This window comes from Streptomyces sp. NPDC031265, from assembly GCF_055570295.1.
In genome coordinates this window covers 284,062-309,476 of record NZ_JBVIHM010000002.1, presented here as the reverse complement: position 1 = coordinate 309,476, position 25,415 = coordinate 284,062, and the positions used below count along the sequence as shown (strand labels likewise).

Below are 25,415 nucleotides of genomic sequence, written 5' to 3'. Positions count from 1 at the left end.
TCCCCGCGCCCCTGGGAGGTGCCGGTCCGGCCTGCTCAGAATGCTGGGCGTTCCGGGTCGAGGTGGGGCATTCCTCCCGTCGGCGACGACGCCTGTGCGAAGTGGCGGCGGGGGATGCGGCCCGCCCGGTACGCCAGGCGGCCCGCCTCCACCGCGTACCGCATCGCCTCCGCCATCAAGGCCGGCTCCTGCGCGCGCGTGACGGCCGAGGCGAGCATCACCGCCGAGCACCCCAGCTCCATCGCGAGCGCCGCGTCGGAGGCCGTGCCCGCGCCCGCGTCGAGGATGACCGGGACGGTGGCACGGTCCACGATCAGCTCGAAGTTGTGCGGGTTGCGGATGCCGAGCCCGGAGCCGATGGGGGAGCCGAGCGGCATGATCGCCGCGCACCCCACGTCCTCCAGTTTCCGGGCGAGCACCGGGTCGTCGTTGGTGTACGGCAGCACCGTGAAACCGTCGTCGACCAGCACTTCCGCCGCGTCCAGGAGCTCGACCGGATCGGGCAGCAGGGTGCGCTCGTCGGCGACCACCTCCAGCTTGACCCAGTCCGTGCCGAGCGCCTCGCGCGCGAGGCGGGCGGTCAGTACGGCCTCCCCGGCGGTGAAGCAGCCCGCCGTGTTCGGCAGCACGCTGATGTTCAGCTTCTCCAGGACGGACAGGACCGAGCCCTGCACCGTCGGGTCGAGGCGGCGCATCGCGACGGTCGTCAGCTCGGTGCCGGAGGCGGCGAGCGAGCGCTCCAGGACGTCGAGGCTCGGCGCCCCGCCAGTGCCCATGATCAGCCGCGAGGTGAAGGTCGTACCGCCGAGGGTGAACAGGTCGTCGGCCATGGCTCAGCCTCCCTGGACGGCGGTCAGGACCTCGACGCGGTCGCCGTCGCCGAGCGTGGTCGCGGCCCAGTGGCCGCGCGGCACCACCGTCTCGTTGACGGCGGCGGCGACCCCGGCGGGCGCGGGCGTCAGGGCGGCGACGAGGGCGTCGAGGGTGGTGCCGGCGGCGAGGTCGCGTGCCTCGCCGTTGACGGAGACGGTCGTCAGGGAGACGGTCATGCGGTCAGCTCCTGCGGTACGGACTCCACCGGGGCGGTGGTGAAGCGGCGGGGGGTGAAGGGGCGCGCCTCGTCGGGCAGTTCGCCGGTGGTCAGCGCGTGCGCCAGCGCGTCGCCGGTGACGGGGGTGAGCAGTACACCGTTGCGGTAGTGGCCGGTGGCCAGGTGCAGACCGGGCAGGGCGGTCGGGCCGAGCAGCGGCGCGTTGTCGGGGGAGCCGGGGCGCAGCCCGGCGCGGGTCTCGGTCAGCGGCAGTTCGGTGATGCCGGGCACCAGCTCGTGCGCGTCGCGCAGCAGCTCGTAGACGCCGCCCGCGGTGACCGTGGTGTCCCAGCCCAGCTCCTCGCTGGTGGCGCCGACGACGAGCTCGCCGTCGGCGCGCGGCACCAGGTAGACGTGGCTGCCGCGGACCATCGCGCGGACCGTGCGGGACAGGAACGGCGCGTACGCGGGCGGCACGGTCAGCCGCAGCACCTGGCCCTTGACCGGGCGCACCGGCGGCCGCAGCTCCTCCGGGACCCCGGCGAGCCGGCCGCTGAGGCTGCCGCCCGCGAGGACGACCTGGTCGGCGGCGAGCTCGGTGCCGTCGGCCAGGACGGCCCCCGCGGCCCGCTCGCGTACCACCGAGAGCCTCTCGGCCCAGCCGTGGTGGAACACCACCCCGGCCCGCTCGCACGCCGTGAGCAGGGCCCTGGTGAGGCGGCGCGGGTCGATCTGGTGGTCGCCGTCGACCCGCAGTCCGCCGCGCACCCCGGGCGCCAGCATCGGTTCGAGGCGGCGGCACTCGCGCCCGGTGAGCCACTGGGAGTCGAGCCCCGAGCGCTGCTGGAGCGCGTGCAGATCGCGCAGATGGGCGCGGTCGTCGGCGTCCAGGGCCACCGCGAGGGTGCCGCAGGCGCGGTAGCCGGTGCCGAGGCCGCTCGCCTGCTCCAGTTCGGCCACGAAGTCCGGGTAGCGCCGGGCGGAGGCCAGGTTGAGGCCGAGCAGGGTCTCCTCGCCGTAGTGGAGCTCGGTGACGGCGGCGAGCATGCCCGCCGCGACCTGGGCGGCGCCGCCGCCGGGCGCGGGGTCGGCGAGCGCGGTGCGCATACCGCGCTGCGCGGCCCGCCAGGCGGTGACGAGGCCGATGATGCCGCCCCCCACCACCAGTACGTCCGACCCGTGGGGAATTGCCCCGTTTCGGGATGAATGCATGGGCGTCCAGCCCCTCCCTTCGCCGGCATGACCCGGATCAGGTTCGTACGGTCGGAGGCCGCTGCAGCCTCCCTCTCAGCCCGGTGCGTCCGGGCTCCCGCGAGTGCTTGTACGTGCGTCAGGCTAACGCCTGACCGGTTTCCTGACGAACTGTCAGATGCTTATGGTGATCGGGTGAGCGAAAAGCAGACGCATTCGGAACAGCGCCACGTGGTGGTCGTCGGCGCGGGCATGGCCGGGGTCCAGACCGCCGTGGCCCTGCGCGAACAGGGCTTTCCCGGCCGGATCACCCTCATCGGCGCCGAGCCCCACCAGCCGTACGACCGCCCCCCGCTCTCCAAGGCGGTGCTGCTCGGCAAGGCCGAGGGTTCAGCCTTCGAGGTGGACTTCGAGGGCCTCGGGGTGGACCTGCGCCTGGGCGAGACGGTCACGGACGTACGCGCGCGTGATCACGAGATCGACACCGCGTCCGGGCCCGTCCCGTACGACGCGCTGGTGATCGCCTCCGGCGCGGAGCCGATCACGCTGCCCGGCATGGATCGGAGGGGCCTGCACGAAGCGCAGTCAGGCAAGGGCGATGGCGGGCGACGGGAGGGCCTGCCCGACGTCCATCTGCTGCGCACCCTCGACGACGCCGGGCGGCTGCGCGCGGTCCTGAGCGCCCAGCGGCGCGTCGTGGTCGTCGGGGCGGGCTGGATCGGGGCCGAGTTCGCCACGGCCGCGCGCGAGGCGGGCTGCGCGGTCACCGTCGTGGAGGCCGCCGACCGTCCGCTGGCGGGCGCGCTGCCCGCCGAGGTCACCGAGCCGATGGCCGGCTGGTACGCGGAGAGCGGCGCCGAACTGCTCACCCACGCGCGCGTGGCGGCCGTCGAGCCGGGAGCCGTCGTCCTGGCGGACGGCCGCCGGCTCCCGGCCGACGCGGTGGTCGTCGGCATCGGCGCCCGGCCCACCACCGACTGGCTGGCGGGCACCGGCATCGAGCGGGGCGCGGAGGGCGCGGTCACGGCCGACGACCGGTTGCGCACCTCGCTGCCCGACGTCTACGCGGTCGGGGACTGCGCCTCCTTCCCTTCGGGAAGGTACGGAGAGCGGCTGCTCATCCACCACTGGGACAACGCGCTGCAGGGGCCGCGCACGGTGGCGGCGGACATCGTCGGCGAGACGGTCCGGCCGTACGACCCGGTGCCGTACTTCTGGTCCGAGCAGTTCGGCAGGTTCGTGCAGTACGTCGGCCACCACGGCGGCGCCGACCGGCTGCTGTGGCGGGGCGGCCCGGAAGGCGCCGCGTGGTCGGTCTGCTGGCTGCGCGAGGGGAGGCTCGTCGCCCTCCTGGCCGTCGGCCGACCGCGCGATCTGGCGCAGGGCCGCAAGCTCATCGAGGCAGGTGCGACGCTGGATCCGGTCCGCGCGGCCGACCCGTCCGTCCCTCTCAAGGCCGCAGTCGGCTGACCTCCGGCTACCCAGTGTCAGTCCGGGATGGCACGCTTGTCCCGTGACCGAGATTGACGCAAGAACCGATGCACTCGTTCCCGCCTGGCTCCACCTTCCCGACATCGCGGAGATGCTCGATGTCGAGGTGACGCGTGTGCGGCAGCTGGTCAAGGAGGGCCAGCTCATCGCCGTACGCCGCGGTGAGAACCGGACGCTGCAGGTGCCCGCCGCCTTCATCGACGGCGACAAGGTCGTGAAGGGCCTCGCCGGCACCCTCACGCTCCTGCGGGACGACGGCTACTCCGACGAAGAGATGATCGAGTGGCTCTTCACCCCCGACCCGAGCCTGCCCGGCACCCCCGCGCAGGCCCTGAGCGAGAATCGCGGCACGGAGGTGAAGCGTCGCGCCCAGGCGCTCGCCGTCTGACCTGATCGCACAGGTGGGGCGTGGACCGGGGGACCGGTCCGCGCCCGCACCGCACACAACGGGGGACTTCATGCCCACGGCCCGTGAGCAGCTCGCCGACGCCCGGCTCTACCTCTGCACGGACGCGCGCAGGCGCCAGGGCGACCTGCCCGCGTTCCTGGACGCCGTGCTGTCCTCGGGCGTGGACATCGTCCAGCTGCGGGACAAGGGCATGGAGGCCGCCGAGGAGCTGGAGCACCTGGCCGTCTTCGCCGACGCCTGCCGTCGGCACGGCAAGCTGCTCGCGGTCAACGACCGGGCCGACGTGGCCCACGCCGCGGGCGCCGACGTGCTGCACCTGGGCCAGGGCGACCTGCCGGTCCCGGCGGCCCGCGCGATCCTCGGCGACGAGGTCCTGACCGGCCGCTCCACGCACGCCGACGCGGAGGCCTTCGCCGCCGCCTTCGAGCCGGGCGTGGACTACTTCTGCACGGGCCCCTGCTGGCCCACCCCGACCAAACCGGGCCGCCACGCCCCGGGCCTCGACCTGGTGCGATACACGGCCTCGCTCGCCACCGAGCGCCCCTGGTTCGCCATCGGCGGCATCGACGCGGCCAACCTCGACGAGGTCCTGGACGCGGGCGCCGAGCGGATCGTGGTGGTCCGTGCGATCACCGAGGCGGACGACCCCGCGGAGGCGACGGCGAACCTGGCGAAGCGGGTGCGTGAACGCACGGTGGCCCGCTAGAGGCTTTCTGTCCGAGGGATGGACAAGAGTCCGGCAATGTGGACAATTTACCCCTCCCTTGTTGGGGGACCGCCACGGCCTGGCTAACCTGCGAGTATGGCCCTTGGCACTGCTTCCACCAGGACACATCGCGCGCGTACCGTGCGCGAGATGCTGGCGTCCGGTGAGACGACCTACTCGTTCGAGTTCTGGGCGCCCAAGACCGAGAAGGGCGAGCGGAACCTCTGGAACGCGCTGCGCCGGGTGGAGGCGGTGGCTCCGAGCTTCGTCTCCGTCACCTACGGCGCGGGCGGCTCCACCCGCTCGGGCACGGTCAAGGCCACCGAGCAGATCGCGGCCGACTCCACCCTGACCCCGGTGGCCCACCTCACGGCGGTCGGCCACTCGGTGGCGGAGCTGCGCAACATGGTGGGGCAGTACGCGGACGCCGACATCCGCAACATCCTCGCGGTGCGCGGCGACCCGCCGGGCGACCCGATGGGCGACTGGGTCAGGCACCCCGAGGGCGTCACCTACGCGGCCGACCTGGTCCGGCTCATCAAGGAGTCCGGCGACTTCTGCGTCGGCGTCGCCGCCTTCCCGGAGATGCACCCGCGCTCCACCGAATGGGACGCCGACGTACGGCACTTCGTCGACAAGTGCCGGGCCGGCGCGGATTACGCGATCACCCAGATGTTCTTCCGGCCGGAGAGCTATCTGCGGCTGCGCGACAAGGTCGCCGAGGCCGGTTGCGAGACCCCGATCATCCCCGAGGTCATGCCGGTGACCAGCGTGAAGCAGCTGGAACGGCTGCCCCAGCTCAGCAACGCCGAGTTCCCGCCCGAGCTGAAAGAGCGGATCCTCGCCGTCAAGGACGATCCGGCCGCTGTACGCTCCATTGGCATCGAGTTCGCCACGGAGTTCTGCGCGCGGCTGCTCGCCGATGGCGTACCGGGGTTGCACTTCATTACCCTCAACAACTCCACGGCGACACTCGAGATCTACGAGAATCTGGGGCTGCACCAGCAGCCCTGATCAGTCGCATCTGGCGTACCGGCCGGCCGTCCCGCCAAGGGGACGGCGGCCGTTGGGAGAGGGGCGTACATGGGCTGGGCGGTCCTCTACATCGCGTTCGGCGTCGTCGCGCTCTGGCTGCTCGGCGAGGTGCTCCTGCAGTACAAGGCGCGGCTGCGCTGGCGGCTGCTGGCCTTCACGGGCTTCATGGGCGTGGTCCTGGGCGTCCTCCTGCCGTCGGTGTTCGTGATCATCCTGGGCGCGCTGGCCTTCGCGGTCGGCCAGACCTACGTCACGCTCTCCTTCCGCCGGGGCTTCTCGACGGGCTGGGCGGTCGGCGGCAGGCCGGGCGCCAGCCGCCGTCGCCGCTCGGGCGGCGCGGCTCCGCTCCAGGACCCGGTGCTCCAGGTCTCCGGCTTCCAGTACGAGGCCGACGGCGAGGCCGACGCCCCGCAGGGCGCCCCGGCGGACGAAGCCGCCGACGCCGCGAGTGCCGGGCGGGAGTCCGTCTACGAGCCGCAGCCGCTGCCCGACGACACCGGCCAGTACGGCGTCTACAGCGAGACCGCCTACGCCGGAGCCCAGCAGCAGTACGGCGGATACGACGCCGGACAGCAGCAGTACTCCGACCCGTACGCGGGCCAGTACGGCTACGGCACGGACGCCGGGCAGCAGCAGTACGCCGCGTACTCCGACCCGTACATCGGCAGCGGCACCACCCAGGGCTACGGCACCCACGACAGTTATGCCGCCCCCCAGCAGGCCTACGCCGACCCCTACGCCCAGCAGTACGGCATGGACACCCCGCCCGGCGGGGTCTGGGTGCCGCAGCAGCGCGACAGCGAGTCCCAGCCGTACGGCGAGGAGCAGCCCGCGCCGTACCCGCAGAGCGGCGAGTACGGCAACGGGACGGGCGGCGGCAACGGAACCGGCTACCTCAACGAGCAGCAGCCGTACCGCTATTGAGTGGTCGTCGGCCCGCCCGGCCGGCGGCCGCCGACCACCGGCTCACTGCGAGCCGCGGAAGTCGTCGCCCTCCACGATCAGACCGCTGACCAGGGCCCCGGACATCCCGGCGTGCGCGAGCCCGCCGCCGGGGTGGGCCCAGCCGCCCGCCAGATACAGGCCCGGCAGGCGCGTCCGGTTGCCCGGGTGCAGCCGACGGGCACCGGCCCCGGCCAGCGAGGGTGCCGGGACCGAGCCGCCCTCCGCGCCGGTCTCGGCCTCCGTCTCCGCGGGCGTGCGCACCACACGCCACAGGATCCGCTCCCGCAGCCCCGGCACCGCCGCCTCGGCCACCTCCACCAGCGTGTCCGCGTACCGCCCGCGCGTCTGCTCGTCGGTCCAGTCGAACGGGCCGTGCGGGGGCGCCGTCGCGGTCAGCGTGACGGCCTCGTGAGCGTCGTCCGGCCGGGTCGCCGGGTCGTCGGGGCGCAGCACCGTGACCGTCGGCCGTATCGCCGGGTGGCGGGTGGTGAAGACCGCCTCCGCCTCCGCCGCCGGGTCGGGGGAGTGGACCACCGTGCGGTGCACCGCGTCGGCCGGGCGCTCGCCGCGCAGGGCGAGCAGCACCGTGAACCGCCCGGGGGCCTGGACCGCGCCCGGCCGCACATCGCCGTCCTGCCACGGCTCGCGCCCGCGCAGCGGGCCCGACCCGGGGCGGGGCTGGGCGGCGAGGACCACATGGTCGGCCTCCGCCACCTCGCCTCCGGCGAGCTCCACGCCCGCCGCGCGGCCGTCCTTCTCCACGATCCCGGTGACCTCGGCGTCGAAGACGAAGGCCACCCGGCGCGCCAGACACCGCTCGTACACCGCGCGCGCCAGCTCCCGCATGCCCCCGCGCACGTACCAACTCCCGAAGCTCTGTTCCAGGTACGGCAGCAGGCTGGCGCTCGCGGGGGCCATGCGCGGGTCGAGGCCCTCCGCCAGTGCGTAGCTCGTCAGGAGCGCGGCGAGCCGGGGGTCGCCCAGCTCCCAGGCGCCGACCTCCGCAAGCGTGGACGCCTGCCGGGCGGAGCGCAGCAGACGGCGCTGCCTGGGCGCCGGATACGGGTCGCGGGCAAGCACCTGCCAGTCGGGCCAGAGCGGCTCCTCCAGGAGCGGACGCCGCGAGCGGTCCCAGGCGTCCCGCGCGCGGCCGAGGAAGTCGCCCCACTTCTCGCCCGCGCCCGCGCCGAGCGCCCCGTCGAGCGCCGAGACGACGCCCGCGCGCGAGGCGTTGGGCAGCGAGACGTCCGTGCCGTCGGCGAAGAGGTGGCGGGCGGCGGGGTCGGTCGGCGTGAGCTCGACCCGGTCCTCCAGGGGCTCCTTGCCGGTCTTGAGGAACAGGTCCCGGTAGACCGCGGGCAGGCGCAGCAGAGCGGGGCCGGTGTCGAACGCGAACCCGTCCCGCTCGAACCGCCCCAGCGCCCCGCCGTACGTCGACGCGCTCTCGTACACCGTCACCCGGTGGCCTGCCACGGCCAGCCGGGCGGCAGCCGCCATGGCGCCCATCCCGGCGCCGATCACCGCAATCCGTGCCATGCCGGCGACTTTATCGGCCGCCACTGACAACCGGCCGTCCGGGCCGCGGCGGCTCACTCCGGCGGGCCCGGCTCCCGGGCCGCGACCAGCCGCTTCTCCTCGCGGCGCTGGGCGCGGCGGCGCCGGAAGCGGCGGATCCGGCTCCAGAGGAAGACCAGTATCACCACGCCGAGCACCAGCAGTGTGCCCGCGATCACGGCCGCGGCGACCGGGTGGAAGATCGCGAAACTTATGATCGCGGCGACGCCCAGGTCCTCGGCCGTGCTGAGCGCGATGTTGCTGAACGGCTCGGGCGAGGTGTTCACCGCCATCCGCGTCCCGGCCTTCACCAGATGGCTCGTCAGCGCCGTCGAGCCGCCGATCGCGGCCGCCGCCAGATCCGGCAGTGACCCGCTCTGCCCGGCCAGCAGCGCGCCCACCACGGCGCCCGCGACCGGCCGGATCACCGTGTGCACGGTGTCCCAGACCGAGTCGACGTACGGGATCTTGTCGGCCACGGCCTCGCAGAGGAAGAGCACCCCCGCGACGATCAGGACGTCGGGGCGCTGGAGCGCGTCGGGCACCTCGTCGGTGACCCCGGTCGCGCCGAAGACGCCGAGCAGCAGGACCACGGCGTACGCGTTGACCCCACTGGCCCAGCCGCTGGTGAATACCAGGGGGAGTACGGACACGGACGTGATCGTAACCAGTTCCGACTTCCTGGAAATGGGGTTGAGCACGGACGCCTGAGTATCCGTACTTAGAACATGAGATGAGTAATTGCGCGGATGGGGTCCCACCTGCGTGGACGGAAGAGTGGAGGGCACGGAGGGGGCAGGCGCGTCCGTACCGCCGACACGGGGCGGCGGAACGGCGCGGCTCCCCTGACGAACGGGGTACGGGGGTACTGGAGTGTCCAGGGGGACGTGTTCCGAGGAAATACGCAGGTGCGGCGGGGCCCATGGGGGATCGGGCCTCGCCGCACCGGTGTGTCCACGCGCGCGTGGACGGCGTCAGCGTCCGCTGACCCGCCCGTGCAGCAGCCGTGAGAGGGCCGCGTGCACCTCGTCGAGGGAGCGCTCGCTCTGGAACGCCTGCCAGTCCAGCGCGGCCACCAGGACCATCCCGACCAGCGCGGCCGCCGTGAGCGGGATGTCGATCTCCTCGCTCAGCTCGCCCTCCGCGACGGCCTCGCGCAGCACCGTCTCGACGACGGCGACCGCCTCCTGGCGCACCACCATCAGGGTGGACTGCCAGGCCCGGTTGGTCCGCCACAGCTCCGCCACGTACAGCTGGGTGAAGGCCGGATAGCGGTGGATGAACTCCAGGCCCGCCCGGATCATCGCGTCCAGCGCCTCGACCCTGCTGCCACCGCGCGCGTGGGTGACGTCGGCGGCCTCCTGGAGCGAGGCGGTGAGCAGCCCCACACCGTGCCGCAGCAGCTCCTCGAACAGCTCGGTCTTGCTCTTGAAGTTGTAGTAGACGGTGCCCTTGGCGACGCCGGCCCGCTCCGCGATCTCGTCGACGGTGGTCGCCGAGAAACCTTGCTCGGCGATGAGGGTCACCGCCGCCTCATAGAGCTTCTGCCGGGTCGCCTGCCGTCTGGTGCTGCTGTCCATGCGGTCGATTCTCACAGGTCCGGCGCTCCTAGAGGCTCAGCTCGGGGTGGAGCCGGTCCAGCGTCCAGACCTGCTTCTGCCTGGCCGACAGGGCGGTCAGCGCCAGCGCGCCCACCGTGAAGGCCACCAGCACCGCGCACCCCTGCCACACCGGCCCGAGCCCGCCGCCCGTGATCAGCCGCCGCAGCCCGTCGACCACGTAACTCATCGGCAGGTACGGATGGATCGCGTTGAAGAACGCCGGGCTCGTCTGCACCGGGTAGGTGCCGCCCGCCGAGGTCAGCTGGAGCATCAGGAACGCGAGCACCAGGATCCGCCCGGCCGCCCCGAAGCGGGCGTTGAGCCACTGCACGATCGCCGCGAAGCAGCACGTGACGAGCGCGAGGAAGCCGATGGTCCCGGCGGAGCGCTCCATCTCCAGGCCGAGCGCGAAGTGCAGCACCGCCATCAGGGCGCCCACCTGGAGCACCCCGACCGCCGCCACCGGCAGCCAGCCCGCAAGCGCGATCCGCCAGGCCGAGGCGCCCGCCGCGAGCGCCCGCCGGTTGAGCGGCTGGATCAGCATGTACGCGACCATCGCACCCACCCAGAGGGAGAGCGGGATGAAGTACGGGGCGAAGCCGGTGCCGTAGTTGGGCGCCTTGTGCAGCGCCTGCGAGGCGAGCTTGACCGGGTCGGCCATCACGTCGGTGCGCTTGTCGCGCTCCTGCTTGTCGTAGTCGGGGATCTTGCCGACGCCGTCGTGCAGACCGCCCGCCAGCTCGGCGGAGCCGCCGGAGAGCTTGAGCAGACCGCCGTCGAGCGTGCCCGCGCCCTTCTTGAGCTTGCCGACGCCCGTGTCGAGGTCGCCCGCGCCCGTCTTGGCCGAGGTCAGACCGGTGTGCAGGGTGCCCGCGCCCTTGGCGACCTCCTTGGCGCCCTTGTTCAAGGCGTTGACGTCACCGACGGCCTTGTCGAGGTCCTTGGCGAGCGTCGGCGCGTTCTTGGCGAGCCGGCGCGCCTGCTTCTGGAGCTCGGCAAGGTTCTTGTCGAGCGTCTTGAAGTCGCTGTTCTGGTCCTGGACCACCGTGTTGAGGTCCTCGGCGAGGGTGGCCGCGGTGGCCGCCGCCTTCTTGGCGCGCTTCAGCTCCGGGCAGGCCGGGCCGGGCGTCGCGGAGGACTGGCACAGCGAGGCGTAGACCGTGTCCAGGTCGTTGGACGCCTTGCGGGCGCCGGTCGCGGCGGCGGGCGCCGCCTTGATCACGTCGGCCAGGTGGTCGCGCACCGGCCCCACCGAGTCGTCGACCAGTTTGGCCGTGTCCCCGATGGCCTTGGCGTTCTCCTTGAGGAACGGACGTGCCTCGTCCGCCGCCGTGTTGACCTTGTTGGCCAGGGTCTGGGTGCCCGCGGCGACCTGGCGGGCGCCGTCCTCCAGGTCGGCGGAGCCGGTGTTGAGCTTCTTGATGCCGCCCGCCAGCTTCCCGCTGCCCGTCTTGGCGTCGCTCAGCCCGTCGGCGAGGTCCTTGGAGCCCTTCTTCGCCTTGCCGAGCCCGCCCTTGAGGTCGGCGGCGCCCTTGGCCGCCTTCTCGGTGGCGTCGTGGAGGTCGGAGAACGAGATGAAGATCTTGTCCAGGAAGGAGCGGGAGGCCTTGGCGGAGGCCGCCGAGCGCACCTCGGAGAAGACCGTGCGGGATATGGACCCCACGATGTAGTTGTTGGCGTCGTTGGTGCGCACCTGGAGGGCGCCCGTCTCGGGGGAGTCCCCGGAGCTCGACGCGATCCTCTTACTGAAGTCCGCGGGCATCGTCAGGGACAGGTAGTACGTGCCGTCCTCGACGCCCTTGCGTGCCTCTTCGTCGCTCACCTCGCGCCAGTCGAACGTCTTGCTCTGGCGCAGCCGCTCGGCGATGCCGTCACCGGCGGCGATCTTCTGGCCCCCGGCGGTGGCGCCCTTGTCCTCGTTGACCAGCGCGACCGGCACCCGGTCGAGCCGCCCGTACGGGTCCCAGAACGACCACAGGTAGAGCGCGCCGTACAGCAGCGGCAGCAGCAGGAGCGCGACCAGCGCGGCGCGCGGCAGCTTCCCCCTGCCGAACCGCTTCAGCTCAAGCGCGGCCAGTCGTGGCGAACGCATCCCCCGCCCCCTCCTCGTGCTCAGCGTGCTTGCTTTCCGTACTCCGTACGGTGATGTCGGCGTCCCCGGGCGCCTGGCTGCAGACCGCGACCACCGTGGTCCCGGCGTCCGCGATCGACCGCAGCAGCGCCCAGGCCTCGGCGCGTTCGGCGTCGGAGAGCTTCAGGTCGGTGTCGTCGACGCCGAGCAGCCGGGGCCGGCCCATCAGGCCCAGCGCCACGGAAAGGCGCAGCGCCTCAAGCCGCTCCAGATCGCGTACGGAGGTGCGCTCGCCCTTCGGCAGCGTGTCGAGGTCGAGGCCCGCTGCCTTCAGCGCGTGGTCGATCGCCGCCCTCGCGGTGGTGCGGCGCTCGGCGGGCGTGCGCAGCAGGGCGCGTACGGACCCGTCGAAGCGGTGCTGGAGCAGCGCCCGTTCGCGCAGGTGCTCGGCGACGGTCAGGGCGGGGTCGAGGTCGCTGACCCCCGGGACCGGGCCGAGCGCGCTGAACCGGCGGACGGCGGCCATCCGGCGCGGCAGCGGCTCGCCGCCGACCTCGGCACGGCCCTCGGTGGGCTTCATCCGACCGGTGAGCGCGAGCAGCAGACAGGTGCGTCCGGAGCCGGAGGGGCCCTCGACGGCGACGAGCGAGCCGGGTGCGGCGTCGAGCCGCACGCCCCGGAAGACCCAGCCCCGTGGCCCCTTGAGCCCGAAGTCCTCGGCGGTGACGCCTGCCCCGTGCGGGCTGTCCACGTTCCCCCCATTCTTTGAACTGACTGGTCAGTACAAAAGATAGCCCGAACCGGCGTACGGGACAAAGGGGCAGGTCAAGGGCAGCGGAGGGGCGGACGACGGCCGATTGTCAGTGGTGGCCCTCACGATGGACACATACGGCCACAGCGCCGTCACACGACGACAGGAGGTTCGTCATGGCCAGCCATCGCGCGGCAGCCGCCCACCGGCGCCGCCCCACCGGCCCTGCCCCCTCACTGAACGGTGCCGCGAGCGACATCCACCCGGTGCTGCGCCGGGACGGTGCGCCACCCGCCGCCCTCGACCTGCTCGCCCAGGCCCGCAGCGGTCTGGACGAGGCCGCCGTGCTCGACACCCCCAACGAGCGGTACGCGACGGCGCACCTCGCCGCCCTGCGCACCGCGGCCGCCGTGCTTGCCGCCCGGGGCCGCCCCGAGACCGCCCCGCGCCGCCGGCAGCGGATCCGGAGCGCGTGGGAGGTGCTCCCCGAGATAGCACCCGAACTGACCGAGTGGAGCGCGCTGTTCGCCTCCGGCGCCACCCGCCGGGCCCGCGCCGAGGCGGGCATCCAGGGCGCGGCCACCGGCCGGGACGCCGACGACCTGATCCGCGATGCCGCGATGTTCCTGCGCCTGGTCGAGCGCCTCCTCGTCCTCCAGCCCGTACTGCCCCAGCCCAGGACCCGGGAGCCGGACACGGGGTGAGGCGCGGGGCCCGGCCCGGGGACAGGGGGTGCGGTGAGGTGCGGGGATGAGCCGGGCCGGGCCCGCGAGGCAATAGGGTGGACGGGCCTTCACCGTTCTTTGCCCCGCCGTCCCGCGGCGGCGCCGCGCCGAGGAGTCAACTGCCGTGCCGGACCCCATGCGCCCCCGCGCCTCTCTCCGTACCGCCGTGGTCTGGGAGGTCCTCAAGGACGCCCTCGACCGCCGGGTCAAGGCGACCGGGCGCGAGGCGCTGGACGTCCTGGACACCGGCGGCGGCTCGGGCAACTTCGCGGTACCCCTCGCCCGCCTCGGCCACCGGGTCACCGTGGTCGACCCCAGCCCGAACGCGCTGTTCGCCCTGGAGCGCCGGGCAGCCGAGGCCGAGGTGGCCGACCGGGTCCACGGCGTCCAGGGCGACGTGCTCGGCCTGTTCGACGTGGTCGAGCGCGGCGGCTACGACGCGGTCCTCTGCCACGGCGTCCTGGAGTACGTCGAGGACCCGGCCGAGGGTGTGCGCAACGCGGTCGACGCGCTGCGCTCCGAGGGCGCGCTGAGCCTGCTCGCCGCCGGGCTCGGCGGCGCTGTGCTCGCCCGCGCGCTCGCCGGGCACTTCACCGAGGCCCGCCGGGCCCTGGGCGACCCGGCCGGGCGCTGGGGCGACGGTGACCCGGTGCCCCGGCGGTTCACGGCCGAGCAGCTCACCGCGCTGGTCGCCGCGACCGGCGTGGAGGTGGGCGCGGTGCACGGCGTACGGGTCTTCGCGGACCTGGTCCCCGGGGTCCTCGTGGACACCGAGCCGGGCGCCCTGGACGCCCTGCTCAAGCTGGAGGCGGCGGCGGCCGAACTCCCCGCGTTCCACTCCGTGGCGACGCAGCTGCACGTCCTGGGCGAGAAGCGCGCCTGACCCCCGTCCGGCCGTGCGGGCGTCCCCGGTGCGGCCGGTGGGCCCGCCCCCGGTCACACGCCAGGCCGTCCCCGCGCTGATCAGCGACGCTGTCCCGGACGGCGTAGCGGCATGGAGTACGCCACAGGCCCCCCGATCGGCGGCTTCGCCCCGTATGATCGGGGTACAAGGTCCGGCATGGCGGGTCGCTCGGTGGGGAATCCACTCCCCACCGGGCGGGCCGCCGTGGCGGCTCGGATTGGCGAATTGGCGTAGAGGGCGGGTTTCACGGGGGCGATTCCCTGCCTATCCTGAAGGGGCCGCATCCGGTCGCCCCCCGCGACCGACGAGTAGGAGGACTCCGTGCCGCTCTCGGAGCACGAGCAGCGCATGCTCGAGCAGATGGAGCGAGCGCTGTACGCCGAAGATCCCAAGTTCGCGACAGCGCTTGAGGGAAGCGGGCTGCGTACGTATACCCGACGACGGGTCTACCAGGCGGTCGCTGGCTTCCTGGTGGGTATCGCGCTCCTCATGATTGGTATCGGGCAGGGGATCTGGATCAGCGTGGTCGGGTTCCTCATCATGCTCGGCTGTGCCGTGCTTGCGGTCACCGGCTGGCGCAAGGCGCCACGGCGCGGTGAGCAGCCGGCGGGCGCTGGTGCGGCTGCGCGGCCTGCCGCGCGCGCACCGAAGCGGTCGATGATGAACCGCATCGAGCAGCGCTGGCAGCGGCGCCGCGACGAAGGCGGTCGCTAGGCCCGGCGGGCCTGCACGTTTGGACGTGGCTGAGGGGCGACCACCGACGGTGGTCGCCCCTCAGTCGTATCGCTCGGCCTGCGGCCTTGCTCGTCCTCATGCGCCGGACAGGCTGATTGATGGGCCCCGGCCCCGATCGAGGCCGCTTTGCCGTGCGGCCCGTCGCCTTGGCCTGCGGCCTTCACTCGTCCTCAAGCGCCGGACAGGCTGATTCATCGCCCGCTTGGCCACCGATTGCGGTTGTCCCGCCGTGCGGCCCATCGCCTCGGCCTGCGGCCGTCACTCGTCCTCGAACGCCGGACGGGCTGAATTGATCGGCCCCGGCCCGGCCCCGATTGGGGCCGTCTTGCCGTGCGGGCCGTCGCCTCGGCCTGCGGCCGTCGCTCGTCCTCAAGCGCCGGACGGGCTGGATATGTGCCCGCCCGGCGTTTGAAGGGAAACCGGCCCGACGCCTGGTCAGACCGGCGGAGCCGGATTTCGCTGGGCCCCCGGCGCGTCAAACCCAGGCCCGCCGGGGCCCACCCTTCAGACCCCGGCCCGTCAGGTCCTCACGCAGAACCCCGCGTCGGCCTCCGTACCAGCGTCTTCACGCGGTTCGCCGCGCGGGACGACAGGGCCTCCCACTTCGCCGTCGCCGTCCACACCACCCTGACGGCCGAGCGGGGGGCCAGATCGGCGCGGAGGCGGGGCCACGGGGGGAGTGCCGTGCGCAGGCCCGTGCGGATCTCGTGGGCGGCTTCCGTGAGGCCCGTGGGCCGCTGGGGGCTAGGGGCGTACAGCACCTGCTCCACCGCGCTCGCCGCCCGGTGCACCGACTCCGCCGCCGTGCCGTCCAGCTGGCCGAGCCGCACCATGCGGGCCGCCGCCTTGCGCGGGGTCAGCGAGTCGTCGGGGACGATGCCGTGGTCCCAGGCCGTGTCGATGACCTCCCGCCACACGGCCAGCGTGGCGGTGACCGGATCGGCGTCCGGGTGTCCGGCCCGGGCGAGCCGCCGCGACCGTACCCGGACCCGCCACAGCCACGGCAGCAGCGGCAGCGCCAGCGCCGCGAGCACGCCCAGGGACACCGCGGCCACCGTGGCCAGCGGGGTCCCGCCGTCGTCGCCGCCCGTGGGGGCCGCCGGGGCCACCGCGCCGCACTCGTTCTGCTTGCGCAGCTGCGCCGGGCAGGAGGACGACGGGGCCGGCGCCGGGGAGGGCCGCGTCGAGGGGCCCTCGGACGGCTTCACCGGGCTGGTGGGAGAGCCCGACGGGGTGTCCGGCCGGGTGTAGTCCGGGGCGGAACCGCGCGAGGGGGTCGGCTCGAACCGGGTCCAGCCCACACCCTCGAAGTACAGCTCGGGCCACGCGTGCGCGTCCCGCAGCCCCACCGACATCGTCCCGTCCGGGCGCGGCTCGCCGGGCGTGAAGCCCACCGCCACCCGGGCCGGTATGCCCAGGGTCCGGGCCATCGCGGCCATCGTGAAGGAGAAGTGGACGCAGAAGCCCTGCTTGTCCTTGAGGAAGCGGGCGATCGCCTCCGTACCGCTGCCGGACTCCACCTGGGTGTCGTACGTGAACCCGCCCCGCACCGCGAACCAGTCCTGGAGCATGACGGCCCGCTGGTAGTCGGTGGTCGCGCCCTTGGTGACGCGGCGGGCCGTCGTGTTCACGATGCGCGGCAGGGTGGACGGGACCTTCGTGTATTCCTGCACGAGCGCCGGGGGAGCGGGCTGGGCGGCGGCCAACTGGTCCGCCGTCGGCCGCACCTGGAGGCTGCTGACCTGGTACTGCGCGCCCTGCGTGGTCTGTCCCCGGTCGCCGACGAGGGTCCGGCCGACCGGCTCGAAGCGCCAGTGCCCGCCGATGTCGACCTTGGTCGCCGGGTAGGGCATCGGCAGCCAGTTCTGGGTGTACCAGCCGGCGGCCGAGACGCTGGTCCTGATCTCGGCGGTGCCGATCGAGGGGCTCAGCCCGTCGGGCTGCGGCAGCACGCCAGGAACGTCCTTGATCTTGCGCTCGGACGACTTCCAGGACGCCCCGTCGAACTGGTCCAGGGCCACGATCCGCAGATACAGGTCCTGGGTGTCCTGTGCGTTGGTGCGGTAGCGCAGGACCTCGCGGTCCTCGGGCTGGTTGAGGCTGTTCTGGAGCGAGACCAGCGGGTTGACCGCCGAGATCGTGCCGCCTCCACCGCCCTCCCCGCTGCCGCCGCCGGAGCCGCCGAGCAACCCGGTGCCCATGGCGGGCAGCGCGGCCGGGATCACCAGGGCGATGCCGAGGGCGAGCGCCCCGATCCGGCGGCCGGTGCGGACCGGCGCGAGCGGCCCGTCCGACTCGAACGGGGTCTGCGGCCGGTCGGACCGGGCCGCACCGCCGAACATCCGCCCCCACTGGGAGAGCCGGTCGCGGCCCTCGGCGAGCAGGAGCAGCAGATAGCCGGCGGCCGCCAGGAGGAACCACAGCCAGCTCGCCCCGCCGTTCGAGAGCCCCGCGGCCACCGAGTACAGCGCGAGCAGCGGCAGCCCGGCCGGGGCGGCGCTGCGGAAGGTCACGGCCAGCGCGTCCACCGCGAGCCCGATCACCAGCGTGCCGCCGACGACCATCAGCCGGATGCCGTCGGTGGCGGGCGCCGGGATCGTGTACCGCCCGACGTCGTCGGCGCCCTGCGTGAGCAGCCGGGAGAGCTGTTCGAAGGCCTCAGGGCCCGGCAGCAGACCGGCAACGGCCTGTTCCCGGGCGAACACCAGGGTCAGCAGGACCAGCGTCACCACGGCCTGCACCAGCACCGTCAGCGGCCGCGCCAGCGGCACCCGGCGGGCGAGCGCGCCCACCCCGGCCTGGAGGGCGAGCAGGAACGCGGCCTGCACGATCCAGGTCGCCCGGTCGACGAGCGGCAGCAGGGAGCACGACGCCATCACCGTGGCGGCGAAGGCGCACAGCGCCAGCCGTCCGCGCCCGCTCATGACCACGCCCCTGACATTCCCGGTATCCCCGATGTTCCCGTCGTCCACGAGGCGCCGCCCGAAGCGGCCCCCGTGCCCGTCCGTTCCTGCCCCGCCTGCCGCCACAGGTCCGCGAGAGGTGCCCCCGGCGGCACGGCGAGCGCCGTCCATCCGGCCTCGCGCAGCAGCCGCAGCGACCGCTCGGCAGGGCCGTGGCCCCCGGGCGGTGGCGAGCCGTGCGTCCACAGGTCGCTGTCCAGGACGAAGGCGACCGCCGCGCCGCTGCGCCGCCGCATCTTCGCCGCGACCGCGGCCTGCTCCTCGTCGAGGTCCCCGAAGAACCCGACGAGCAGCCCTTCGTTCCCGCCGCGCAGCACGTCGTACGCGCGCGAGAGCCCGCCGCCGTCGGAGTGGTCCACCACCGCGAGGGTGTCCATCATGAGTCCCGCAGAGTCCGAGGAGTCCTGGGTGGATCCGGCGAACCCGCCCGCCCCCTCGCCCGGCACCGAGCTGCCGGTGTCGGTCAGCAGCCGTACCGAATAGCCGCGCTCCAGCATGTGCACCAGCGCCGAGGCCGCGCCCGAGACGGCCCACTCGAAGGCCGAGTCGGGGCCCGCGCCCGCGTACGCGATGCCCCGGGTGTCGAGCAGTACCGTGCACCGGGCCCGCTGCGGCTGCTCCTCGCGGCGCACCATCAGCTCGCCGTAGCGCGCGGTGGAGCGCCAGTGCACCCGGCGCAGGTCGTCGCCGTGCCGGTAGAGGCGCGGGATCACGTCGTCCTCACCGGCGAGCGCCAGCGAGCGCTGGCGGCCGTCGCCGTATCCGGCGGCCTCGCCGGAGAGCCGTACGGGAGGCAGTGGCTCGGTGCGCGGTATGACCGTGAGGGTGTCGTAGGCGCTGAACGCGCGCGTGAGCTCGCACATCCCGAACGGGTCGGTGAGGCGCAGCTGGAGCGGGCCGAGCGGATAGCGCCCGCGCAGATCGGACCGGACCCGGTAGGACACCTCGCGCTTGCCGCCCGCCTCCACCCGGTCCAGTACGAAACGGGGCCGGGGGCCCAGCACGTACGGCACCCGGTCCTGGAGCATGAGCAGCCCGGTGGGCAGCCGGGAGACGTTGTCGACGCGCAGGTGCACCCGGGCCTCGGAGCCCGCGGGCACGCGCGCGGGGGAGAGGCGCCGGCTGCCCGCGACCCGGTAGCGCGTGCGGTACAGGACGGTCGTGCAGACCAGGGGCAGCACGGCGAGCAGCAGCCCGACCCGCAGCAGATCCTCCTGGCCCAGCACATACGCGCAGATCGCGGCGGCGATTCCGGCGGCCAGGAACGACCGGCCGCGTGTGGTCAGCCCGGACAGGGCGGCCCGGGGACCACCCTTCTCGGCGCTCTCCGGCCCGGCCTCGGCCGGGGGTCCCCCGGCCGCCATCACAGCCGCCGGGTGCCGGGCTGCTGCTGGCCGTAGAGCGGGCCGCCCGCCTGCGGCACGGGGGTGCGCTGGAGGATCTCCAGGACGACCTGCTCGGCGGTGCGGCGGTTCAACTGGGCCTGGGCGTTGGGCAGCAGCCGGTGCGCGAGCACCGCGACGGCGAGCGCCTGGACGTCGTCCGGCAGTGCGTACTCCCGGCCGCTCAGGGCCGCGGACGCCTTGGCCGCGCGCAGCAGGTGCAGCGTGGCGCGGGGTGAGGCGCCGAGTCTGAGGTCGGGGTGGTTGCGGGTGGCCCCGACCAGCTGCACCGCGTACCGCCGGACCGCGTCGGCGACGTGGACCTTGCGGACCGCGTCGACGAGCTTGACGATGTCGTGCGCGTGCGCCACCGGCTGGAGGTCGTCCAGCGGCGAGACCGCGCCGTGCACGTCGAGCATCTGGAGCTCGGCCTCGGCCGACGGGTAGCCGATCGAGACGCGGGCCATGAAGCGGTCGCGCTGGGCCTCGGGGAGCGGGTAGGTGCCCTCCATCTCCACCGGGTTCTGGGTGGCCACCACCATGAAGGGGCTGGGCAGTTCGTAGGTCTGTCCGTCGATGGTGACCTGGCGCTCCTCCATCGACTCCAGGAGCGCGGACTGCGTCTTGGGCGAGGCGCGGTTGATCTCGTCGCCGATCACGATCTGCGCGAAGATCGCGCCCGGCTTGAACTCGAAGTCCCGCCGCTGCTGGTCGTAGATCGACACACCGGTGATGTCCGACGGCAGCAGGTCCGGCGTGAACTGGATGCGCCGGACCGTGCAGTCGATGGACTTGGCCAGCGCCTTGGCCAGCATGGTCTTGCCCACGCCCGGGACGTCCTCGATCAGGAGGTGCCCCTCGGCGAGCAGTACGGTCAGCGAGAGCCGTACGACCTCGGGCTTGCCCTCGATCACACCCTCCACCGACCTGCGGACGCGCTCCGCAGTGGCGGTCAGATCTGTGAGGCTCGCTCGCTCGTCATAGGTCGTCACCCGGCCCTCCTCGGCCCATCCCGCCGCTCATGGAGCGGCGGGTTACCCCAGTTGCCTGCGGGCCGGCGCACTGGAAACGGCACGGCCCACCTCGAAATACGGACACCGCGCCCGAGACGTTCGGACGGATGCCACCCCCGCATTCTTGTTGCCGTCGCCGCGTCGTGTCACTCGCCTGTGGATAACTGGAGGGGATATGTCGGGGGTTGCCGTGTTTTTGTCCCTGAAGAGACCCTGAAGAGATTCCGAAGCGACGCAGAATCGAGTCCGAACACGCTCCGGAGCAACGGAAGGAAGGGGAGGAACGGAACGGAAGGAACGCGGAAACCCGGACGGAGACCCCGCCGGAACTCGGCCGGGCCTCCGATCGGACCGCGGGTGGCTCAGGCCGCCGGGTCTATTTCGCGCAGCAGGCCGGTGGTGACGTCGAAGACGAATCCGCGCACGTCGTCGAGGTGCGGCAGGAACGGCGAGGTGCGGACGCGCTGCATGGACTGGCGTACGTCCTGGTCGACGTCGCGGAAGGACTCCACCGCCCAGGCGGGGCGCTGACCGACCTCGTCCTCCAGCTCGTGGCGGAAGTCCTCGGTGAGGGCTTCGAGGCCGCAGCCGGTGTGGTGGACGAGCATGACGCTGCGGGTGCCGAGCGCCCGCTGGCTTATCGTCAGCGACCGTATGACGTCGTCGGTGACCACGCCGCCGGCATTGCGGATGGTGTGGCAGTCACCCAGTTCCAGGCCGAGGGCCGCGTGCAGGTCGAGGCGGGCGTCCATACAGGCCACGACGGCGACACGCAGGACCGGCCGGGCGTCCATGCCCGGGTCGGTGAACGCGTCCGCGTACCGGCGGTTCGCCTCGACGAGCCGGTCCGTGACGGTTCCCCCGTCACGGACCGCGAGGTGGGGGCGGACGGGGGGCTCTGCGGGGAGGTGCGCAGGAGTCGACATGTCTATGACGGTAGTCGCCGTAGATCGTTCAGTCTCGTCGTGGCGACGGAAAAATCCCGTCAACTCGGTCGGTTGTGAGGTAACCCACAAGCGTGGTAATCGGTCGCCCGTGCGGGTGAAAAGCGCACCGCGCGACGCGCTGGGCCGTTGATTGACCGAAAGGACCGGTGGACTAAAGTGACGCGAAGTGGGAGGGGTGACACGCTCCGGCCCGCTTGCGGGGACAGATTCCGTATCCGCAGTACCCAGCAGTTGCACAGTTTCCCCCCGCGTGCGCGGCGCGCGTACGGCTCGGCCTCCCCCCGCTCGCCGGTCGGCTGACGCCACTTCCCCGGCGCCGGCAGACCTTCCGAGCGGGTGGGGACCCGGCGGTATGCGCCCGGTGCCCGCCGGACCTGAGAGGGCCAAAGTGACAGGGCGCGAAGCGCTTCCCAGCGAAGGCGGCGACGGGCGACGGGAGGGACAGAGCCGGCACGTCCCGGTGATGCTCCAGCGGTGCCTGGACCTGCTGGCCCCGGCCCTGACGCAGCCCGGGGCGGTCGTCGTGGACTGCACCCTGGGCCTCGGCGGCCACAGTGAAGCACTGCTCACCCAGTTCCCCGAGGCGCGCCTGATCGCCCTCGACCGGGACAAGGAGGCCCTGCGGCTCTCCGGCGAGCGCCTGGCGTCCTACGGGGAGCGCGCGACCCTGGTCCACGCCGTCTACGACGAGCTCCCCGAGGTCCTGGACCGACTCGGTGTCCCGCGCGTCCAGGGCATCCTCTTCGACCTCGGCGTCTCCTCGATGCAGCTCGACGAGGCCGACCGCGGCTTCGCCTACGCGCAGGACGCCCCGCTCGACATGCGCATGGACCAGACCACCGGCGTCAGTGCGGCCGAGGTGCTCAACACCTACGCGCCGGGCGAGCTGGTGCGGATCCTGCGGCAGTACGGCGAGGAGAAGCAGGCCAAGCGGATCGTCTCGGCGGTCGTCCGCGAGCGCGAGAAGGAACCGTTCAGCAACAGCGCACGGCTCGTCGAGCTGATCCGCGACTCGCTGCCGCAGGCCGCCAAGCGCACCGGCGGCAACCCCGCCAAGCGCACCTTCCAGGCCCTGCGCATCGAGGTCAACGGCGAGCTCTCGGTCCTGGAGCGGGCGATCCCGGCGGCCGTGGCGGCCCTGGACGTCGGCGGCCGGATCGCGGTCCTGTCGTACCACTCGCTGGAGGACCGCCTGGTCAAGCAGGTCCTCGCGGCAGGCGCGGCCAACACCGCCCCGCCGGGTCTGCCGGTCGTGCCCGAGCAGTACCAGCCGCGTCTCAAGCTCCTCACCCGCGGCGCCGAACTGCCCACGGAGGAGGAGGTCGCCGAGAACCGGCGGGCGGCCCCCGCCAGGTTCCGCGGGGCTCAGCGGATCCGGGAGGACGTGCGGTGAGCGGACCGGCCAGGCAGCTGCGGGGGCGGGCGGCCCGGCTCGGCCGGCTGCTGCCCCCCGCGGGCGCGCGCAGCGCCGCCCGCACCCCTTTTGTGCTGCTGGTCGTCGTGCTCCTCGGCGGCGGTCTGATCAGCCTGCTGCTGCTGAACTCCGCGCTGAACGAGGGCTCGTTCAAGCTGAGCGAGCTGCGCCGCGAGACCACCGGGCTCACCGACGAGCAGCAGGCGCTCCAGCACGACGTGGACAGCCTCTCCGCCCCCGACGCGCTCTCCCGCCGGGCCACCGAGCTCGGCATGGTCCCCGGCACCAGCCCCCTGTTCCTCAACCCGGACGGCGCGGTCAAGGGCGTGCCCGGCGCGGGCACCGCCCAGCCGGCCCCCGCGCTCAGCCCCGAGCTGGTCCAGGGCGCGGCCGTGACCGCCCCTGCCACCGAGGCCCCCGCAGCGTCCCCGGCGTCCAGCGCCCAGCCGCACGGCACCCCCGCGCCGGTCCCCGCGCCCGCGCACACATCCTCCGGCACGCCGCCGAGTGCCGCCGCTTCCGCCGCACTCCCGGCGCCCGCCCCCGCGAAGACCTCCCCGACCCCCGGCAGGTGACGCAGTGAGCCCCCAGGAACCGCCGCGCCGCCGGGTGCCAGGACCCGCGCGGCCGCGCCCCCAGGCCCGCCCGGCGCCGCGCCGCCAGGCCCGCTCGGCGCCGCGCCGCCCCAAGGCCCCCGCACGCATAAGGCTCGGCAGCCCCCGGCCCCGGCTGCGCCTGGTCAGCCTGGGGCTCACCCTCATCATGATCGCGTTCGTGGTGCGGCTGCTCCAGGTGCAGGCGGTCGACGCCAGCGCGTACTCGGCCAAGGCGGAGAAGAACCGGTACGCCAGCTATGCGCTGCCCGCCGAGCGCGGCGAGATCACCGACCGCGACGGCATCGCCCTGGCCACCAGCGTCGACGCGTACGACATCACCGCCGACCCGTCGTTGTTCACGCCGGCGACCAGCAAGGCCGACGACGCCCCCGAGCAGGCCGCGGCCCTGCTGTCCCCGCTGATCGGCCAGGACCAGGAGGAGATCGCCAAGAAGCTCAAGACGCCCAAGAGCCGCTATGTGGTCCTGGCCCGCCGCCAGACCCCGCAGGTGTGGAACCAGATCAAGGACCTCAAGAAGGTCTTCGCCGAGAAGGCCCGCGCCGACTCGGCCAAGGGCGGCCCCGGCGCCAATGTGCTCGGCGGCGTCTTCAACGAGTCCAGCAGCAAGCGGGTCTACCCCAACGGCGACCTCGCCGCCGGGATACTGGGTTACGTCAACGCCGAGGGGCGCGGCGGCGGGGGCCTGGAGTCCCAGCTCGACAAGGTGCTGGCCGGTCAGGACGGCAAGATCACCTATGCCCAGTCCGGCGGCCGCCGGGTGCCCACGGCGGGCACGTACGAGACCCCGGCCGTGCCCGGCTCGGGCGTCGAGCTGACCATCGACCGGGACATCCAGTGGATGGCCCAGAAGGCCGTCACCGACCAGGTCCGCAAGTCCCAGGCCGACCGGGGCTATGTAGTGGTCCAGCGCACCGACACCGGCGAGGTCCTGGCCATGGCCAACGCCCCCGGCTTCGACCCCAACGACCTGTCGCACGCCAACAAGGCGGCGCTGGGCAACGCGGCCCTTCAGGACGTGTACGAGCCGGGCTCCACCGCCAAGGTCATGTCCATGGCCGCCGTCCTGGAGGAGAACGCGGCGACCCCGCTGACCCACGTCACCGTGCCCAACCGGCTGCACCGGGGCGACCGGCTCTTCAAGGACGACATCGACCACCCGACCTGGAACCTGACGCTCAACGGCGTCCTCGCCAAGTCCAGCAACATCGGCACGATCCTCGCCGTGGAGCAGATCGGCAAGACCGACGCCGAGGCCGGCCGGGTCCTCTACTCGTATCTGCGCAAGTTCGGCCTCGGCTCGCCGACCGGCCTCGGCTACCCCGGCGAGACCTCCGGCATCCTGTCGCCGCCGCAGAAGTGGTCGACCTCCCAGCAGTACACGGTCCGCTTCGGCCAGGGCCTCTCGCTCAGCGCCATGCAGGCGGCCTCCGTGTACTCGACGATCGCCAACGGCGGGGTGCGGATCGAACCGACCCTGGTACGGGGCACGAAGGGCCCCGACGGCCGCTTCACCCCGGCCCCCGCGCCCAAGCAGTCCCGGGTGGTCAGCGAGAAGACCGCAAGGAGCGTGGCCCAGATGCTGGAGTCGGTCGTCGGGGACGAGGAGGGAACCGGAATCAAGGCCCGTATTCCCGGGTACCGGGTCGCGGGCAAGACCGGAACCGCCAACCGGGTCGACCCCAAGACCGGCCGCTACCACGGCTACACCGCGTCCTTCGCCGGCTTCGCCCCCGCCGACAAACCGGCGATCACCGTCTACTGCGCCATCCAGAACCCGACCAGGGGCAGCTACTTCGGCGGCCAGATCTGCGGTCCGATCTACAAGCAGGTGATGGAGTTCGCGCTCAAGACCCTGCAGATCCCGCCGACCGGCGCCAAACAGCCCAATCTGCCCGTCTCCTTCGGCGGCAACGACTGAATCCGGAACCATC

23 protein-coding genes and 1 riboswitch are annotated in these 25,415 nt (G+C 73.2%); of the genes, 11 read left to right on the top strand and 12 right to left on the bottom strand.

The features are described from left to right. Positions 1-35 precede the first annotated feature (35 nt). From ACZ499_RS05565 to thiO, 3 genes are all read right to left on the bottom strand, one after another. Positions 36-830, bottom strand: coding sequence for a thiazole synthase (locus tag ACZ499_RS05565; RefSeq protein ID WP_468672545.1), 795 nt, complete (start codon positions 828-830; stop codon positions 36-38). A gap of 3 nt (positions 831-833) precedes the next feature. After that, entirely contained in the window at positions 834-1,049 is a 216-nt protein-coding gene (gene thiS, locus ACZ499_RS05560) for a sulfur carrier protein ThiS (RefSeq protein WP_468405378.1), read from the bottom strand. Continuing rightward, positions 1,046-2,242 (bottom strand): glycine oxidase ThiO, encoded by a 1,197-nt coding sequence (gene thiO / locus ACZ499_RS05555; RefSeq protein WP_468672543.1) that lies wholly within the window; start codon positions 2,240-2,242, stop codon positions 1,046-1,048. The genes thiS and thiO overlap by 4 nt, the downstream gene beginning before the upstream one ends. Next, a riboswitch (TPP riboswitch) is annotated at positions 2,240-2,353 on the bottom strand. (Overlaps the previous gene by 3 nt.) A gap of 120 nt (positions 2,354-2,473) precedes the next feature. On the opposite strand from thiO, the gene ACZ499_RS05550 reads away from it, so the two are divergent. From ACZ499_RS05550 to ACZ499_RS05530, 5 genes are all read left to right on the top strand, one after another. Then, positions 2,474-3,691: an NAD(P)/FAD-dependent oxidoreductase gene (locus tag ACZ499_RS05550; RefSeq protein WP_468672854.1), complete on the top strand. Its 1,218-nt coding sequence runs from the start codon at positions 2,474-2,476 to the stop codon at positions 3,689-3,691. Between the two features lie 43 nt (positions 3,692-3,734). Continuing rightward, complete coding sequence (locus tag ACZ499_RS05545) at positions 3,735-4,100, top strand: Rv2175c family DNA-binding protein (RefSeq protein WP_468672539.1); 366 nt, start codon at positions 3,735-3,737, stop codon at positions 4,098-4,100. A 70-nt stretch (positions 4,101-4,170) separates the two neighbouring features. Then, a complete protein-coding gene (gene thiE / locus ACZ499_RS05540; RefSeq protein ID WP_385539760.1) occupies positions 4,171-4,827 on the top strand; it encodes a thiamine phosphate synthase in 657 nt (218 codons plus the stop codon). A gap of 96 nt (positions 4,828-4,923) precedes the next feature. After that, positions 4,924-5,841, top strand: coding sequence for a methylenetetrahydrofolate reductase [NAD(P)H] (metF, locus tag ACZ499_RS05535; RefSeq protein WP_468405370.1), 918 nt, complete (start codon positions 4,924-4,926; stop codon positions 5,839-5,841). 69 nt (positions 5,842-5,910) lie between these two features. Beyond that, the gene (locus tag ACZ499_RS05530) at positions 5,911-6,786 is read left to right on the top strand and encodes a hypothetical protein (RefSeq protein ID WP_468672536.1); all 876 of its coding nucleotides are present in this window, start codon (positions 5,911-5,913) and stop codon (positions 6,784-6,786) included. 42 nt (positions 6,787-6,828) lie between these two features. Here ACZ499_RS05530 and ACZ499_RS05525 read toward each other — a convergent pair whose 3' ends face one another. The 5 genes from ACZ499_RS05525 to ACZ499_RS05505 form a co-directional block, all read right to left on the bottom strand. Further along, positions 6,829-8,343, bottom strand: coding sequence for a phytoene desaturase family protein (locus tag ACZ499_RS05525; protein WP_468672534.1), 1,515 nt, complete (start codon positions 8,341-8,343; stop codon positions 6,829-6,831). 53 nt (positions 8,344-8,396) lie between these two features. Further along, positions 8,397-9,014: a DUF4126 domain-containing protein gene (locus ACZ499_RS05520; RefSeq protein WP_468672532.1), complete on the bottom strand. Its 618-nt coding sequence runs from the start codon at positions 9,012-9,014 to the stop codon at positions 8,397-8,399. A gap of 321 nt (positions 9,015-9,335) precedes the next feature. Continuing rightward, positions 9,336-9,941: a TetR/AcrR family transcriptional regulator gene (locus ACZ499_RS05515; RefSeq protein WP_067158182.1), complete on the bottom strand. Its 606-nt coding sequence runs from the start codon at positions 9,939-9,941 to the stop codon at positions 9,336-9,338. A 28-nt stretch (positions 9,942-9,969) separates the two neighbouring features. Then, on the bottom strand, positions 9,970-12,054 hold the full coding sequence (locus tag ACZ499_RS05510; RefSeq protein ID WP_468672529.1) for a YhgE/Pip family protein: 2,085 nt from the start codon (positions 12,052-12,054) through the stop codon (positions 9,970-9,972). After that, the gene (locus tag ACZ499_RS05505) at positions 12,026-12,784 is read right to left on the bottom strand and encodes an ATP-binding cassette domain-containing protein (protein ID WP_385539773.1); all 759 of its coding nucleotides are present in this window, start codon (positions 12,782-12,784) and stop codon (positions 12,026-12,028) included. The genes ACZ499_RS05510 and ACZ499_RS05505 overlap by 29 nt, the downstream gene beginning before the upstream one ends. A 176-nt stretch (positions 12,785-12,960) precedes the next feature. Here ACZ499_RS05505 and ACZ499_RS05500 point away from each other — a divergent pair, with 176 nt between their 5' ends. From ACZ499_RS05500 to ACZ499_RS05490, 3 genes are all read left to right on the top strand, one after another. Then, complete coding sequence (locus ACZ499_RS05500; protein WP_385539775.1) at positions 12,961-13,488, top strand: SAV_6107 family HEPN domain-containing protein; 528 nt, start codon at positions 12,961-12,963, stop codon at positions 13,486-13,488. Between the two features lie 145 nt (positions 13,489-13,633). Then, positions 13,634-14,392: a class I SAM-dependent methyltransferase gene (locus ACZ499_RS05495; protein WP_468405356.1), complete on the top strand. Its 759-nt coding sequence runs from the start codon at positions 13,634-13,636 to the stop codon at positions 14,390-14,392. Between the two features lie 342 nt (positions 14,393-14,734). Then, positions 14,735-15,127, top strand: coding sequence for a DUF3040 domain-containing protein (locus tag ACZ499_RS05490; protein ID WP_385539778.1), 393 nt, complete (start codon positions 14,735-14,737; stop codon positions 15,125-15,127). A gap of 548 nt (positions 15,128-15,675) precedes the next feature. On the opposite strand, the gene ACZ499_RS05485 is transcribed toward ACZ499_RS05490, so the two are convergent. The 4 genes from ACZ499_RS05485 to ACZ499_RS05470 all read right to left on the bottom strand — a co-directional run bounded on the left by ACZ499_RS05485 (position 15,676) and on the right by ACZ499_RS05470 (position 21,432). Then, a complete protein-coding gene (locus ACZ499_RS05485) occupies positions 15,676-18,072 on the bottom strand; it encodes a transglutaminase TgpA family protein (protein ID WP_468672524.1) in 2,397 nt (798 codons plus the stop codon). Continuing rightward, positions 18,069-19,475, bottom strand: coding sequence for a DUF58 domain-containing protein (locus tag ACZ499_RS05480; protein ID WP_468672522.1), 1,407 nt, complete (start codon positions 19,473-19,475; stop codon positions 18,069-18,071). The genes ACZ499_RS05485 and ACZ499_RS05480 overlap by 4 nt, the downstream gene beginning before the upstream one ends. Continuing rightward, positions 19,475-20,485: an AAA family ATPase gene (locus ACZ499_RS05475; RefSeq protein ID WP_371652243.1), complete on the bottom strand. Its 1,011-nt coding sequence runs from the start codon at positions 20,483-20,485 to the stop codon at positions 19,475-19,477. The genes ACZ499_RS05480 and ACZ499_RS05475 overlap by 1 nt, the downstream gene beginning before the upstream one ends. A 383-nt stretch (positions 20,486-20,868) precedes the next feature. Continuing rightward, complete coding sequence (locus ACZ499_RS05470) at positions 20,869-21,432, bottom strand: beta-class carbonic anhydrase (RefSeq protein WP_385824453.1); 564 nt, start codon at positions 21,430-21,432, stop codon at positions 20,869-20,871. 409 nt (positions 21,433-21,841) lie between these two features. Here ACZ499_RS05470 and rsmH point away from each other — a divergent pair, with 409 nt between their 5' ends. The 3 genes from rsmH to ACZ499_RS05455 are packed head-to-tail and all read left to right on the top strand — an operon-like array spanning position 21,842 to position 25,402. Then, on the top strand, positions 21,842-22,846 hold the full coding sequence (rsmH, locus tag ACZ499_RS05465; protein ID WP_468672520.1) for a 16S rRNA (cytosine(1402)-N(4))-methyltransferase RsmH: 1,005 nt from the start codon (positions 21,842-21,844) through the stop codon (positions 22,844-22,846). Further along, on the top strand, positions 22,843-23,442 hold the full coding sequence (gene ftsL, locus ACZ499_RS05460; protein ID WP_468672518.1) for a cell division protein FtsL: 600 nt from the start codon (positions 22,843-22,845) through the stop codon (positions 23,440-23,442). The genes rsmH and ftsL overlap by 4 nt, the downstream gene beginning before the upstream one ends. Positions 23,443-23,446: 4 nt before the next feature. Next, a complete protein-coding gene (locus tag ACZ499_RS05455; protein ID WP_468672516.1) occupies positions 23,447-25,402 on the top strand; it encodes a peptidoglycan D,D-transpeptidase FtsI family protein in 1,956 nt (651 codons plus the stop codon). Positions 25,403-25,415 lie beyond the last annotated feature (13 nt).